General features: G+C 44.3%; 11 protein-coding genes. 7 read left to right on the plus strand and 4 right to left on the minus strand.

Annotation, left to right across the window (positions count from 1 at the left end):
• Window positions 1–12 precede the first annotated feature (12 nt).
• The 5 genes from GJQ68_RS01100 to GJQ68_RS01120 are packed head-to-tail and all read left to right on the plus strand — an operon-like array spanning window position 13 to window position 6476.
• Window positions 13–516 (plus strand): hypothetical protein, encoded by a 504-nt coding sequence (locus GJQ68_RS01100; protein WP_162415462.1) that lies wholly within the window; start codon window positions 13–15, stop codon window positions 514–516.
• Window positions 509–928, plus strand: a complete 420-nt coding sequence (locus GJQ68_RS01105; protein ID WP_162415463.1) for a patatin — start codon at window positions 509–511, stop codon at window positions 926–928. Before GJQ68_RS01100 ends, GJQ68_RS01105 begins: the two co-directional genes overlap by 8 nt.
• A 47-nt stretch (window positions 929–975) precedes the next feature.
• On the plus strand, window positions 976–2421 hold the full coding sequence (locus GJQ68_RS01110) for a patatin-like phospholipase family protein (RefSeq protein ID WP_162415464.1): 1446 nt from the start codon (window positions 976–978) through the stop codon (window positions 2419–2421).
• Entirely contained in the window at window positions 2411–4147 is a 1737-nt protein-coding gene (locus GJQ68_RS01115) for a metallophosphoesterase (protein WP_162415465.1), read from the plus strand. The genes GJQ68_RS01110 and GJQ68_RS01115 overlap by 11 nt, the downstream gene beginning before the upstream one ends.
• Complete coding sequence (locus tag GJQ68_RS01120) at window positions 4131–6476, plus strand: GMC family oxidoreductase N-terminal domain-containing protein (RefSeq protein WP_162415466.1); 2346 nt, start codon at window positions 4131–4133, stop codon at window positions 6474–6476. Before GJQ68_RS01115 ends, GJQ68_RS01120 begins: the two co-directional genes overlap by 17 nt.
• A gap of 429 nt (window positions 6477–6905) precedes the next feature.
• Here the strand turns inward: GJQ68_RS01120 and GJQ68_RS01125 are convergent, their stop codons facing one another.
• Genes GJQ68_RS01125 through GJQ68_RS01140 form a run of 4 tightly spaced genes read right to left on the minus strand, consistent with a single transcriptional unit; the run spans window position 6906 to window position 12191 of the window.
• Window positions 6906–9020, minus strand: coding sequence for a DUF4230 domain-containing protein (locus GJQ68_RS01125; protein WP_162415467.1), 2115 nt, complete (start codon window positions 9018–9020; stop codon window positions 6906–6908).
• On the minus strand, window positions 9017–9640 hold the full coding sequence (locus GJQ68_RS01130) for a DUF4230 domain-containing protein (RefSeq protein ID WP_162415468.1): 624 nt from the start codon (window positions 9638–9640) through the stop codon (window positions 9017–9019). Before GJQ68_RS01130 ends, GJQ68_RS01125 begins: the two co-directional genes overlap by 4 nt.
• Window positions 9628–11358: an N-acetylmuramidase domain-containing protein gene (locus tag GJQ68_RS01135; protein WP_162415469.1), complete on the minus strand. Its 1731-nt coding sequence runs from the start codon at window positions 11356–11358 to the stop codon at window positions 9628–9630. The genes GJQ68_RS01130 and GJQ68_RS01135 overlap by 13 nt, the downstream gene beginning before the upstream one ends.
• 29 nt (window positions 11359–11387) lie before the next feature.
• Complete coding sequence (locus GJQ68_RS01140; protein ID WP_162415470.1) at window positions 11388–12191, minus strand: DUF5675 family protein; 804 nt, start codon at window positions 12189–12191, stop codon at window positions 11388–11390.
• A 416-nt stretch (window positions 12192–12607) separates the two neighbouring features.
• Here GJQ68_RS01140 and GJQ68_RS01145 point away from each other — a divergent pair, with 416 nt between their 5' ends.
• On the plus strand, window positions 12608–13069 hold the full coding sequence (locus GJQ68_RS01145; RefSeq protein WP_162415471.1) for a (2Fe-2S)-binding protein: 462 nt from the start codon (window positions 12608–12610) through the stop codon (window positions 13067–13069).
• A gap of 2 nt (window positions 13070–13071) precedes the next feature.
• Window positions 13072–15228, plus strand: coding sequence for a xanthine dehydrogenase family protein molybdopterin-binding subunit (locus GJQ68_RS01150; RefSeq protein WP_162415472.1), 2157 nt, complete (start codon window positions 13072–13074; stop codon window positions 15226–15228).
• Window positions 15229–15268: the final 40 nt, after the last annotated feature.

Here is a 15268-nt window from a genome sequence, read left to right on the forward strand (position 1 = left end):
TCAAGCACAATCATGAACCCCATCAAAAAAACCCTCCTTGACCTGAATAATGCCTATATTTTCTTTTGTGCATCCATCTATTTGGGGATGTTTTGGTCCTTGCATTTCTTTTGGTTTCCGAATTACCCCAATACCCTAACGCTCGACAATTACTACGATGCCATTATTCCACAAACGGATTTGGCAACGAATTTTTTTTTCATCACCATTCCCCTTATGGCCGCTGCATTGGTGATCATGCTGATCTCGGAATGGAAGACGGGACTCCGCTGGGTTCCCCTTGCCTGGATACCCGGACTTTTGGCTCCTGTCATCGTTCAACAAGCTTATATAGAGGACATCAACAATCAATTTAAGGCTGGGGTAAGCGACGAAGCGACCCTCCAGGTACTGCTCCGGGAATGGATGTGGCTAAATGACATTCGCTGGATAATCCTGACGCTTATGTGGGGTATTACCATGTATTTCTTTATCGCTAAAGCAAAACCAACCCATCAACAGAAAACCCATGAATAAAGATAAAATTTTCGGCATTTCCACCCGATACATCGAGCTTTTGGTGGTATTAATAGGCTTTATCACCCTTTTTTCCGGATTGATTCAGTTAGTAAAACCGACGTTTATTCTGGGTTTTGTGGGAAAAACCGGTAGCAGTCCGGAAGCCGCCCATTTCTTCGCCATCGTTGGGATGTTTATGGCCCTATTTGGTGGAATGGTCTTACATGCTGTCTACAGTTCCGTAAGTAACAGGCAGATCATTCTCTGGTCTGCCATTCAAAAATTTGGCGCGTTTATCGCCGTGGCGATTGGTGTTTTTAAGGGATTATTTTCTGCCCTGGCCCTAGGAGTAGCCCTTTTTGATTTGTTTTCAGGGATTGTTTTTTTACTCTACCTGAAAATACTCCGTTCAGATAAAGATGAATTATAATGGCTAGATTTATTTAAACGAGCTGCTTTCGCTGACAACCTAACCCCATGCTGATCCAAGAATCCCATAACGAAACAAAAGCCATAAAGTCACTGATTTTAGGAGGTGGCGGCATTAGGGTGGCTTATCAGGTGGGAGTCTTGAAGGCTTTGGAAGAGGAAGGGCTGGAATTTAATCATGTGGACGGTACCTCCGGTGGCATCTTCAATGCAGCGATGCTGGCATCCGGGCAGCAGGTGGATGATTTGAGAAATAATTGGATTCGTTTGAATCTAGCCCATTTTGTTTCTCCGGTTAGATTCTGGGATTATTTAACTCCCTGGAAACTAAAAGGAATGGGAGATACGGATGCCATTCGAACCAAGGTGCTACCCCATTTTCAAATTCGAATGGATACGATAAGGGAAAAGGGACTTCCTATCACCTTCTCCTTGTGTAACTATTCGAAAAAAGTGGTACAAGCCATTCCGACGAAGGACCTTCATGAAAATCACCTGCTGGCAGGAATTTCATTACCCATTGTGATGCCTGCATTAAAAGTATCCGACGAGTGGTTTATTGATGCCGTTTGGATCAAAGATGCCCACCTAATGGAAGCAGTCAGACGGGGTGCAGAAGAAATTTGGGTAATTTGGGGAATAGGGAACCACTCCGACTATCTTTCAGGGGCATTGAACCAATATGTGCATTCCATTGAAATGAGCGCCAATGGAGCCTTATGGGAAGAATTTGAACAAATAAAATGGATTAATAAAGGAATACAAAGAGGGGAGTCTGAATTCGGACAGCAGCGGCCTATTGAAGTTCACCTTATACACCCGCCGCTTCCCCTTCCCCTTGATCCGGATTTATTTTTTCATAAAATTACTTCCAGGGACCTGATAAACATGGGATATCAGGATGCTAAAAAATACCTGTCGGATATCCCTGAAGCCGGTGCCCAATTGAATGAGGGTTTGACCAGCACACCTGCTATTGGAAACTACCTTGGGTTTCGGCTTCAGTTTTCTGGCGAATTGGCCTGGAAAGAAAAGGTCGATCGGGTAACGATGTATGTATTTTTACGGTATGCTGATCTACCTGAAAATGGGCGAATGGATGTTTTTACCAGTCTTTTTATTGCGCATTTAGATCGCGAGTACAGTGGGTTTGAGACGCGGTTTCGACGAAAAACGAACGCATCCGGACTTTTTATTTATGAAATAGAAACGAGTATGATGATCGAAAACAGGGTATGCCTGGTAGTGGCCCGGTTTCGTGCCAATAGTCCCTGGCATTGGATGCTGGGGATGGACTTTAAGGAGCTGGAGCTGGTCTTGTATCTCAAAGGGGATGTGGATCTGGAAATCGCTATGGAAGGTACCCTCTTTCAGTCCTTTGCATCCAGAATAAAGGGGTTTTGGAGGGCATTGGCAAAAAAGAGCGACGGAGCTGGCGGAGGAATAGGGTTTAAATTTAAAATGTTAAAAAAAATGTTGTACAATGAAGTTTGAAAGAAAACCGATGGTCAATTGGTATGACCCCAAGCAATTAGCCTTCACAGGTGTCAAAACGGTGCTTTCTTCCGTGTTCGGAAATTTTGCTGATAGGCGGGAACTCCAGGCAGCCCTGGATCAGGAAATCCAGTTTTATGACTATTCGGATAGGGAGGAAATGTGGCTGGACTTTATTTCAGATTTGGGAGATGGGTTCAATCCTACCTTTACGCTGGCCGATTTATTGGCCAGAGAATCATTGACCTTGAGGGGCAAGTCCTTGAAAAGGGGAGAAGTGCTGGTAATGGGAGGGGATGAGGTCTATCCAACACCGGAGCCTATCGAATACAACAACCGTCTGCGAGGACCCTACAACGCCGCTTTTCCCAAAGATGAAAATGATTCCAACCGGCCAGATGTCTTTGCTGTTCCCGGAAATCATGACTGGTACGATGGATTGACCAATTTTCTTCGGTTATTTACGCAAAAGCGTTCCCTCGGTAACTGGCAAACGCAACAAAACAGGAGTTACTTTGCGCTAAAATTGCCTCATGATAATTGGCTGGTAGGGATAGATGTGCAACTGAATGCGGATATAGATTACCCGCAGATCTGTTACTTTAGGGAAATTGCCAGGCAACATTTCACCAGCCAAAGTAAAGTCATCTTGTGCACTGCGGAGCCTTCCTGGGTATACAAGTCTTTTGATGAAAATAACGGGTCATTTGATCGCTTGCAGTTTTTCATTGACAGGGTGCTTTTTGGAAAAGGGGAAGCGGAATACGAAGAAAAAAATAGGTCCCTGAAGGTAATAGCCATCCTGACCGGGGACCTTCACCACTATGCCCGGTATGAAACGGTAAAAGAGAAAGAAAGGCCTTGTCAATTAATTACAGCCGGGGGAGGAGGAGCTTTTATGCATCCAACCCATACCCTAAAAGCGGAAATCGAAAGCCTGAAAGGGCAACCTGCGGCCTTGAAAAAAGTCTTTCCTTCAAAAGGGGATTCGGTTAAACTGAGTTTTCTCAACTTGATTTTTCCCTATTTTAGCCTTACCATGCTATTTTTCTTTGGTATCTTTCATACGTTTACTACTTGGATACTTCAGTCAAATGAGGAAAGCCCGGATTCCATTATGGAGAAAATGGCCAGCCTGGACTTATTAGACGGGGATTTTTCGGCGTTTTTTGGGGTCATTATTTCCGGGATCAGTCATCACCCCGCAGCATTATTTCTAAACCTACTGCTGTTTATTGGGATACTCCTTTTTACAGATACCAAGTCGGGAAGGAAAAACCTGAATTACATCGCCGGTGCCATTCACGGAGGGTTGCACTTGATGAATTTTTATTTTCTACTTTGGCTATTTTCTTTTACCAATCTTGGTACTTTGGGTATGGGGGTAAATAATCCCGACCAGGTTTTACTGTTCATGGCAGAAATGATACTGGTAGGGGGCATTATCAGCGGAATACTATTTGGTGTGTACCTTACCTTTAGTGTTTTAGTTTTAAAAAATCATATTACCGAAGCATCCTCTTCCTATCGCTGGGAGGGGTATAAAAATTTCTTACGTCTCTCGATCTCCAGGGAAGGCGTAACCATTTATCCTATCGGTCTGAAAAAGGTGGTACGCAATTGGAAAAACACGGGTACTGAAGAAAATCCAAGATTCGAAGGGGGACCTGTATCCTATGAATTGATTGAAGATCCAATAGTTATAAAAAATGAAAAGATTAGCTAAACCATTAACCGCCCTCAAATCCTCCTATGACTACCTGGTCATCGGTTCAGGATATGGTGGAAGTATCGCCGCATCCCGAATGGCAAGGTGTGGTCAGTCGGTCTGCCTCTTTGAGAAAGGCAAGGAATTTTTGCCAGGAGAGTTTCCCGATACGCTGTTTAAGGCTTCCGGAGAAATGAACTTTATCGGTGGAAAATCGGGCAACCTGGAAAAAAACGGCTTGTACGAATTTACCATGGGCAGTGGTATCAATGTCTTTAAAGGCTGTGGACTGGGCGGTACTTCCCTGGTAAATGCCAATGTATCCATTGAACCTGAATCGAGAGTAATGGATGATAATGCCTGGCCCCAAGCCATTCGGGAGGACTTGGATTCATTCAAGCGCGGAGTTTCCCGAGCCCGGAAAATGTTGAGACCAAATCCCTACCCGGAAAAGAAAAACGGATATCCACTGCTGAAAAAGACTGAGGCGATGAGAAAATCGGCAGCCCACATGTCGGCTCCTTTTCGGCTGCTCGATATCAATGTAAATTTCGAAGATCAGACCAATCATGTGGGTGTATATCAACCCAAATGTACAAATTGCGGGGATTGTGTAACAGGCTGTAACATTGGAGCTAAGAATACCACTGCGATGAATTACCTCCCCGATGCCTGCTCCCACGGGGCAGAAATTTTCACGGAAATTAATGTCCGCCATATTAAAAAAGGTCAGGATCACTGGCAGGTATATTTCCATCCGATCGGTATAGGCAGGGACTTGTTTGATGCACCTTTGTTATTTGTTAAGGCAAAAAATGTAATTCTTGGCGCGGGTTCCCTGGGGTCCACCGAAATTCTGTTGCGGTCTGCCAAAATAGGGTTGAATGTGTCCAAAAAATTGGGGCATCGGTTTACGGGAAATGGAGATGTTTTAGGTTTTGGCTATAATAACGATGTTCGGATCAATGGTATCGGGCTCGGGAAAAAAGGAACGGAGCAGATCGCCAATGTGGGTCCCTGTATTACTAGTGTCATTGACCTGCGGGAGCGTGAGAAGCTGGAAGACGGGATGACCCTCGAAGAAGGCACCATTCCGGGCCCTATCCGTGGCCTCATGCCCAAAGCCCTCTTTACTTTTTCACGGCTGGTGGGAAAAGATTCGGATAGGGGCTTTATTGATTATTTTAAAGAAAAATGGCGTGAAATACGAAGCCTGTTTTTGGGCCCCTTTCATGGGGCGTTGGCGCGAAGTCAGGTCTACCTGGTAATGACTCATGACGATGGCAATGGTACCCTAAAAATGAATGAGGAAGGCAAACTGACCATCAATTGGGAAGGGGTAGGAAAGCAGGAGATTTTCAAAAAGGTAAACAGTGAAATGTATCAAGCCACCGAGGCCCTTGGAGGGACCAAGATACCCAACCCTACCTGGAACCGATTAATGAACTATGATCTGGTAACCGTACATCCCCTGGGTGGTTGTGGCATGGCAGATACTGCGGATCTTGGAGTCGTGAATCATAAGGGGCAGGTATTTGAAGGAGAAACGGGAAATGCGCTGCATGAAGGATTGTACGTCATGGATGGAGCGATCATACCCAGGCCGGTAGGCACGAATCCGTTGTTAACCATCAGTGCGCTGGCAGAACGGGCTTGTGAGCTCGTCGCTAAGGAAAAAGGATACGAGCTATCAGATGAATTTGAGGAAAAACATAGGGTATCTCCCGGAGAACAGCCCGCAGGTACGGGGGTTCAGTTTACGGAAACCATGAAGGGCTTCATCGGTTGGGGTGAAACAGCTGATTTTGACGCAGGCTATGAAAAAGGAAAGGCCGAAAATACCCCTTTCGAATTTACGCTTACGATTCAAACGGAGGATATGGATGAATTTGTAGCCAGGGAGGACCACCCCGGTGCCATGTTGGGTTCTATGAGCGTTCCATCACTGTTTGAAGACGCATTGACTGCCTATCAAGGGGAGTTTAACCTCTTTGTTCAGGAAAAAGCCAAAAGCAGGCAAAAAAAGATGCGGTACATGGCAAACTTGTTAAGTCCGGATGGCGGCGACTATTATTTTGAAGGGTTTAAAGACATTGAAAACGATTACGTAGTGGATGCCTGGAAAGATACCACCACGCTTTTCATAGCACTCTACGAGGGCACTGGTCCTGATGGAAAAATACTGGGCAAGGGCAAGCTGGTAATTAAGGTGGCTGACTTGTTACGCCAACTAAGAACCGTTAAGGCCATTCATCCCAGATCAAAGGAGGAAGGAATCAAGGCCATTGCCAGTTTTGGGAAATTCTTCGCAGGAAATGTCTTTGAAACGTATTCGAAGATAATATGAGCAAGCTCCTTCCTTCAACGTGAGTTTGACCTATTTTTATTATAAAACCGTCATTTCGAGAATTAACTTTTTTCAAACGCAAAAATCGGGATGACGGTATTTATTTTTAACTATTTAAAAATCAACATGTTAAAAAAATAAAGAGTCAAATCACCTCCCCCCAACCCCCTCCTGTTTTCAGGAGGGGGAGACAGGGGGTGGTAAAAACGTCATCGGTAGACCTAGCATTTTAAAAAACGCAGAAATTGGGATGACAATATTTATTTTTAAATATTTGAATTTCAACATGTTAAAAAAATTAAAGAGTCACATCAAATCACCTCCCCCCAGCCCCCTCCTGTTTTCAGGAAGAGGAGACAGGGGGTGGTAAAAATACTGACGATACAGCGGGCTTTTAAGTGCGTTCTTAACTCGAACGTTTCCTCCAATTCATGGCGATGGAATTTCATCCGTAATGCCGGATTTACGTTCCCATTTTTCAGCAAACCAGCTTTTGGTTCGCGTCAGGAAATCTCGATTGTGGTAGGAGTGGTGCTGTGTGTAGAGTTGTTCGAGAAAGGTTTTCAAAAGATCAACCTGCTCTTCAGAAAGCCGGTGTATTGGATTGGGGCTCTCCAGGTCATGCTGTAAATCTTGTGAACTCCTAAAAATAATCCAATCATCAATAGCTACATTTTGCAAGGAATTTAGTGAATCAGGTAGTACGATTTCCGGATAGCTTATTTTATCAAACGACATATTAAATTGAAACAAGGTGTCGGGTTGACTTTGATCCACGACCCAAAAAGAATCCCTATTTGATGGTAAGGCGCTGATCGTATCCTTATCCGCAAGCGTAGTGATGCTGGATTTAGTGGTAATCCAGGATTCCCAGGTTTCAGGCTTGTACTTAATGGGGAAAATCAGTTGTAGTAAACTATCCCGCTGACCGGTTTGAGGCCAAAATTCTTCATAAATAACCTCATCCTCCTGGTAAGAAATATTTCTGATTTTGGCACTTTCTTTTTCCTTGTTCTTCCATGCTTCGACGGAAAGCGTATCTGGACGAAATTCTCCGATGGGTAAACCCGTTTGATAAAGAGACAAGGCCCCGGCACTGAATTGAGAGGGGAGCAGTAAGGAGTCCTGAAGGGCCCAGATCGAGGAAGTTTCCGAATCATTTTGAAAGGAATTCAGTGCTTGTTTTTTCAGAGCCCTCCATTCTGACTGATCAATGATGGAATCCCTGCAGATACGGTACCAGAAGGTGGAATAATAGTGGTAAGGTAATTCCTCGGATTCAAATTCGAATTCCTGCATGTTGCGAACCATCAGTAATAAGGTGTTCCATTTATTGGTTGCCAGATTCCGGTTATTGTACCGGTCTTCACTCGCATTTCTAAGTGAATCTATGACAAGTAGCTCCTTTTCAATGGTATTTTCGAAATGAGAAGCCTCTTCATAGCTGATGTAGTAATCACTGGTGATATCCTCCGTCAACTGAATGATCTCGTCATGGTGGAAGACCACTCGTTTGATCTCTCTTCCGGTAAGTAAGGTAAACAGCCTGCTCAGCGTTTCTCCGCCATGAATTTCGGCCTGTTTTATGATTCCAGCATTCCGGGCATTGATGGTCAGCTTTTGGACCGCATAGCTTTTTACTTTTTTACTATCGTTGAAATCCACCTTTCCATTGTAGGTCAAAATATCAAAACCAGGAATGCCTTTTTCAGGGATGAACCAGGGGTTGATGTCTGCATTGAGTATTTTTGGGGCAAACCCAAAGAAATGAAGCTCGCTCAGTTCCTCATCGTAGTGGTACATGTTTTCACTCATTCCTTGAAAATCAAAACCGGCTTTTACCGTTCCCCGCCCAATCATAGCTAATTTTTTTCTGGCCTCCCTGCGAGAAAGAGCGGCCAGTCTGTTTCCAAAATAGGCCGTCAGAAACGCATCTGTATTCCACCAGTTATTTCCGGGATTTTCATACAGGGCCAATAGGATTTGCCGGGTTTCCCGATCATTTAATTGTTCTACCGAGGAATTTGTTTCGCCTTGGAATTGCAGAAAAAGGAAGGCCAGCACTTCCTCATAAAGTAGCAATTGACTGGTTTGATCCCATTCTCCCAGAAAATACAGCTTTTCTAGAATGTTCTTCCGGCCAACCTGATCAACAAAGATTCTTTTACGCTCTCGACGTTTCAGGTCGCCGGATTCACCTCCTAATTCGATCCGGTTATCCGCTGAAAGGGTATGAAAATTTCGAAGATTTTCTAGTTCAAGCCGTAGTTCATCAAAGGTAAGCTCCGCCTGCGCCCGGATTTCCGGTTCTTGAAGCAAATCCATTTGGGCTTCATCAATGGAAGCCACCACTTCCCCGTAATATTCGGCAGTAATCAATTCCCCCATTTCACGTACCTCCGATATGATGTTTGCGGTCGATTCAATCCCTGGTTTTCCTCCAAAGATATTCATCGGATTCCACCAGTAGACCAATCCAACTACGAGAATTACCAGTAGAATCTCCACAACAAAACGGGCGCTATGCAATAGCTGACGTATCATGGCTCTAATAAATTATCAGGACTGTTTACCTGACGAATCACCAACGAATCATTTTCAAATTGAATGTAGATCTCCTCAAAGTCAAAGCTTTTTAAAACCGTATGCATGAGTTTTCGGGCATGATTTTGACTGGATTCCACCAATCCCATATAGGGCAGGTGATCCCGAATATCCATTTCCGCCATCCTGAAAAATGTTTCCTGATCTTCTAAATTTATGCTATTTAAAAAGCGATCTGGGTTTGAAATCAGCGTGTCGGCAATAAAACTATCCGGAGGATAAGAAAAGTTGATTACTTCAATGGGAGGCAGGTTTACGTTTATTTTGCTTCCGTCGATGCGGATGTCTCCCTCCTTTATTCGGTTCAAATCGATTCCTGTTTTAATGCTTGCCCGGGAATAGGCCATAAAAGAGGCCTCATTCACGGGGATAAATAGTATGTTTTTGGTTTTTTTTCCGAATACTACTTTATCGATGACAAATTCCGAAACCACCAGGTCGCTGGCTTGCTGTATTTTACCAATTACCAAGCCTCTTTCATCTTGCTGGCAGGAGCAGAAAATCCAACAGAAAATCACCCCAGTCCATCCATGGAGCAATACTTTTTTTATGCCATCCATGTCTGTTCCTTTTTGAATTTTTCGTAATGGTTTTTCATTTTCAGATGGTATTGATTGACCTTATACCCGCTGCCATTATATCCATAAGCAAATGACTCCCAATCGTAATTACCCTGATTTTCTTCGGAGATATAAGTTAACAAAGTTTTGCCCCGAACTTTTTTGGTTTTGATAAATTCCAGAAAATCCAGGAAATGAAAATATTCCGACTCGTGTTGACGTGCCTCAAATTCCTCGACGCTTTTGTATTTCCTTCCCTTGATAAAGTGCTCCATATTTTCACCCAGAATTTGAAAAAGACCCCAGGAAGTGGCGTAAACGGCCGCTTTAAGATCGATGCTTTTGGCCTGTTCCAAGCGCTCGTATTCTTTGGCACCTGCCTGATAATGTTCTCTTGTCCACTTTTCATAAATCAGGTGTTCCTTTCCGGCCTGCAATGCTTTGGGATCCTTCCCCGATTTTTCCAGCCAATGCCAGAATTTGTGTCCCTCGAAGAGGATTTTGGCACGGCCATCGTCTAAATGCCCTCTGCCGGCAGATTCTACCGCAATTACCGCTTTGATCACTGGAAGGCTGAGTTTTACCTGCTCCCGCTGTTCCAATTCATCCAATGCCATCCGAATGTCCATATCGCTTAGGACTTTGCTGTTGGTATTATCTTTTATTTGAACAAACTCTTCCGGAAACTGAAAATCCTCCGGCGGCACATCAAAACCGGTCGACAGGGAAACCCGCTGATCTTTTAGCTGGCTTGCCTCTTCGGATTCGGGATTTCTGGCGGCGAAGGCCGAATCATCCATTTTAAAGGTGTTTTCATCGATATCCAGGTTGCTTTGGGGTTGGAATGCGGGCCATTTTCCAGGTTGGGAGGGTGCTGCACCCTGCTCAGAATTAGCTTGGTTTTGATTTTCGGCCGCTCCCCTCTGGCTCCAGCGGTTTTGAAGGTACTTCAACGATTTATCTCCAAAATAGAAGGCAATCATCATTAAAAATGCGGTTTCAAAAAACTCAAACTGCTGGCTAAGCAAAGCCGAATCCACTCCGGAGTATTGGGTGCCGAAACTTACTATCAACAAGGCCATTCCTCCCATCAACAGCGTAAAAGCAATCATTCCCCTGACCGTTCCGGGAGGCAGTCCAAAGGTTTGGCTTCGGTAGGGATTATATTCAGGAGTGCTCATCTCGGAAGCTTTCACCGGCAAGCCCTGACTATGCCTGTCTTTTGCATCGTAGATCCGCTGCCAATCTTGATCCGTTAGCCCGTAATTAATGTTGTAGTGGTAAACCGACCACATGAAATAAATAAGAAACAAGGCAATCCATATGACAGAGGTTGCCAATCCCACTGCTTGAAACAGATTATTATATTCTATATAGACGAAAAAAGCTCCCAGGATTCCGAAGGTTACCAAAAGAGTGGATAAAATAACAGTGCCCTTGAAAAAAAAGGTATGATAGGGGTTGAAATTGGGATTACGGTCTTTAGTTTTTGGACTAAAATACCTTGCCAATAGCGCATACATAAAAACGAGCGCAACGACTACTACCAGTCCGGATGCAATGCCGTAATTAGCGGACTCCATTCCCGGGACTATAAATAGCAATACAGCAAGCATTATTAAGAAAATGGAGCCAATATGTAGCAGTACATACTTTTTTTCAGAAGAATCCTTTTTCTTCTCTTCTGTAGCTTCCGGTTTGTTATCAGCAGTTTCCATGTGTAAAGGGACTATAGGTGGTGTTTTTTTTAGTTGTTGACAGCCTCCAGGGTTTTCTGCCTGAGTCCTGCTCGTTCCATCCAATCTTCATTGAGGATTTTGATTGCAAGGCCTTTCTGAGAGGTAATTTTAGGATAGATTCTCTTGTAAAAGCGCTCAAATGCCCGCTGGGAATGGGTGACCATTTTTTCACTTGAACCGGTATTCACTCCGTCGGCAAGGAGTATGCATCCCCTGGTATCCTGATGGCTGTTTCCGATATGAATGTAGACCAACTCGTAATTGGGAATATTTTTGATTTCTATGTGGTACTCAAACCAGGGAAATCGCTTCCGGTACCTTTTGGTTAGCTCAGTTAAGCTTGGATTGAAAGATAAGGGATACTTTCCTTCTGGTATTCGCGTACCACCGGGTAATTTTTCATCCCGGTGGGTATCTTCCAGGGTATAACAGAAAAACTGCTTTCCCAGGTACAATAGGCCCAGACTCGTATTGCCGTCATCCAGGTACCTTAAAAGAGTTAATTCAGAACTGGCCAGAAATTCCCAGGTTTCCGGATCGGTTTCGGGGAGGTTTTTAAGCAGCTCTTCCCTTTCCTTATTTTTTCCCGAAGGGGATTTATTTGTTTCAGGTGTGAGAGCGAAGGGAGTGGGCCGATCGTTTTTAAAAAGGTTTTTAAGTGATTTTAGTCCTTTTCTAGAAAAGTAAATGATGTATCCAATAAAGCCAACCAGCCAAAACCAAACGGTTTCGATCAGTTCAGGATTGGCAAAGAATACGATGATCACCAGGACGGCCAAAGCTACCAGAAGTAGTCCAAAAATCCTGTTCATACTGATTTAGATTATAAGATAAGTCAGATCTAATGCCTTTTTATTTCAAACCAAAATTTAATTATTAAAACAAGAAGATCAAAGAAATTTTTATCTTTATTACGCTGGAATTCAAATGAAACGCGCCTACCTACCGAAATGTTGGAAAAAGTACGTTTATCATCGATCAGCTTATTTAGAAAAAATATGAATTACAGCTTTGGAGATCATAAATGATTCAAAATCAGTTAAAAAATAGGGACAAGTTGTATTTTTAATTTATAACACTTTGATTGTAACCTTTGCTTCCCTTGGAATTATTTCAACGGTAGTACAAATCACTGTCGTTTTTCATTATTTTGTTTATCAGGGGTAGATCCCTTTGAAATACCAAACAAAATGTAGTAAATTCATACAATAACAATACAAATAACAAAATGGCTAACTACAAACTTCAAATCAACGGCACGAACTACGAAGTAGATGTGGATGAAGACACTCCTTTATTGTGGGTACTCCGTGACAACCTGGGCCTGGTAGGCACGAAATACTCCTGTGGAGTCGCTCAATGTGGTGCCTGTACGGTGCACGTCAATGGCGAAGCAGTAAGATCCTGTGTTTTACCCATTTCGGCTGTAAAAGAGGATAAAATAACGACCATAGAAGGCCTGTCCGAAAAGGGAGACCATCCCGTACAGCAAGCCTGGGAAGAAGTAGACGTGGCTCAATGCGGCTATTGTCAGGCAGGACAGATTATGACGGCAGCGGCTTTGTTAAAGAAAAATCCCAACCCGAGTGATGAGGAAATCATTAACGGTATGAACGCTAACATCTGTAGGTGTGGTACCTACCATCGAATTAAGGAAGCAGTAAAATTGGCATCAGCTAAAACCAACTAATCATGAATAAAGGATTAAAAACAAACAGAAGAGATTTCTTGAAAATTGCCGCCACCGCCGGAGGAGGACTTCTGATCGGTTTTAACTGGTCCAGTTGCGATTCCCCCAAGATGAAGGTGGTCAGTGAGGAAGAAATCATGAATAGTGCCTTAGGCTTTAACAGTTACCTTTCTATTTCGCCAACCGACCACGTGGTCATTTTCTCCCCAAATCCCGAATTGGGTCAAAATATCAAGACCTCGTTTCCAATGATTGTGGCCGAGGAGTTGGATGTGGATTGGTCTAAAGTAAGAGTGAAACAGGCTTTTTTGGATACTGAAAAATACGACCGGCAGGTGACCGGAGGGTCAGGAGCCATGCCTCATTCCTGGGAACGATTGAGAAAAGCAGGGGCTACTGCCAGGCAAATGCTCTTGCAGGCAGCGGCTAAAAGGCTTGGCGTTTCGGTTTCTGATTTGCGCACCGAAAAAGGGCAGGTTATCCATGGTTCTGAAAAATTGAGTTATGGTGATTTGGCCAATGAAGCAGCACTTGTTCCCGTTCCGGAGGAAGTCACCCTTAAGAATACAAAAGATTTCAAAATCATCGGAACCCCAATTAAAAACGTGGATAATCGAGCCATGTTTACCGGGCAGCCCCTGTATGGATTGGATTTTTACCGGGAAGGCATGGTGCATGCCATGATTCAGCGTCCACCCTTTGGTATGAAACTGAAATCCGTAGATTCAGCCGCAGCTAAAGCGGTGAAAGGAGTGAAAGACGTGGTTACCTTCAAGGACAACGTAGCGATAATAGGTGAATCCACCTGGCCTCTGATGAAAGCAAAAAAGCAGTTGAAAATTCAGTACGAACCCATTGACGGGCAGTTGGAATCCTCTGAGTTTCATAACCGGATTTTTGACGAAATGCTCGATACGGGCAAGGGCGATGTCAAACGGGAGGATGGTAACGTGAATACCGCTTTCCGTTCTGCTGCCAAGGTGATCAAAAGTGAATACCAATGTCCCTTCCTTTCCCACAGCCCCATGGAACCGATGAATTTCTTCGCTCATGTGAAGGCGGATGGCGTAGAATTGATCGGTCCCACCCAGACTCCAGACAGGGCCAGGAATGCAGCTGCTGAGATTTGTGGATTTTCACCCGATAAAGTAACGGTAGAAATGACCCGTCTGGGAGGCGGATTTGGACGACGGTTGCGGGCAGATTTTGTGGAAGAGGCCGTTGAATTATCAAAAATGCTAAAAGCCCCGGTGAAATTAACCTGGTCCAGAGAAGATGACCTCACAGGAGGGGCCTATAGGCCTGCGGTGAAATACCGTTTTGAGGCGGCTTTGGATAGCAATAATGAGCTGATCGGGTATAAGTTAAGAGGAGTCGGGATTAATGCCGGTAACTGTACCCGGGAAAATAACTTCCCGTCGGGCTCGGTCGATAATCTTTTGATAGAGTCCCTGGAATACAAGTCTCCCATCACCACCAATGCCTGGAGGGCACCTATTACCAACTTCCTGGCCTTTGCAGAGCAGTCCTTTTTGGATGAAGTCGCCGAGGCAGCTGGAAAGGATCCGGTAGCACTGAGATTGGAATTATTGGACCGGGCCAAAAAGAATCCCGTCGGTGTGATCCACTACGATATCGATCGCATGCGGACGGTCGTAGAAACGGCAGCGGAAAAATCGGGATGGGGAAAGAAACCTGGTGTCTCGCAGGGATTCAGTGTGTATTTCTCCCACAGATCCTATGTAGCACAGGTGGCCGAGGCCAGAATGGTCGACGGCAAACCCAAATTGGACAAAATCTATGCGGTCACAGACTGCGGTATCGTGGTTAACCCTACCGGGGCCGACCAGCAGGTGCGAGGGGGAATGGTAGATGGTATGGGTCATGCCATGTTTACCAACATGACCTTTACAGATGGAATCGCCGATCAAAAAAACTTTGATACCTACCGATTGATAAAAATGAATGAGATTCCCGAAATTGAAACTCATTTTATTGATAATGGCATTGATCCCACCGGCTTGGGAGAGCCTGCCCTGCCGCCAACAGGAGGGGCAATAGCCAATGCCATTTTCAGGGCCTCCGGCAAACGGGTGAGAAACCAGCCTTTTATGGAACAGGAGGAAATGAAAAACGTAAATTTAGGAGATCCGGCCTGATGAGTAATTAACCGGATCATTATTTTAAAAAAGGCAGCCA

Origin of the sequence: Cyclobacterium roseum (assembly GCF_010119225.1) — a bacterium.
GTDB classification, from domain to species: domain Bacteria; phylum Bacteroidota; class Bacteroidia; order Cytophagales; family Cyclobacteriaceae; genus Cyclobacterium; species Cyclobacterium roseum.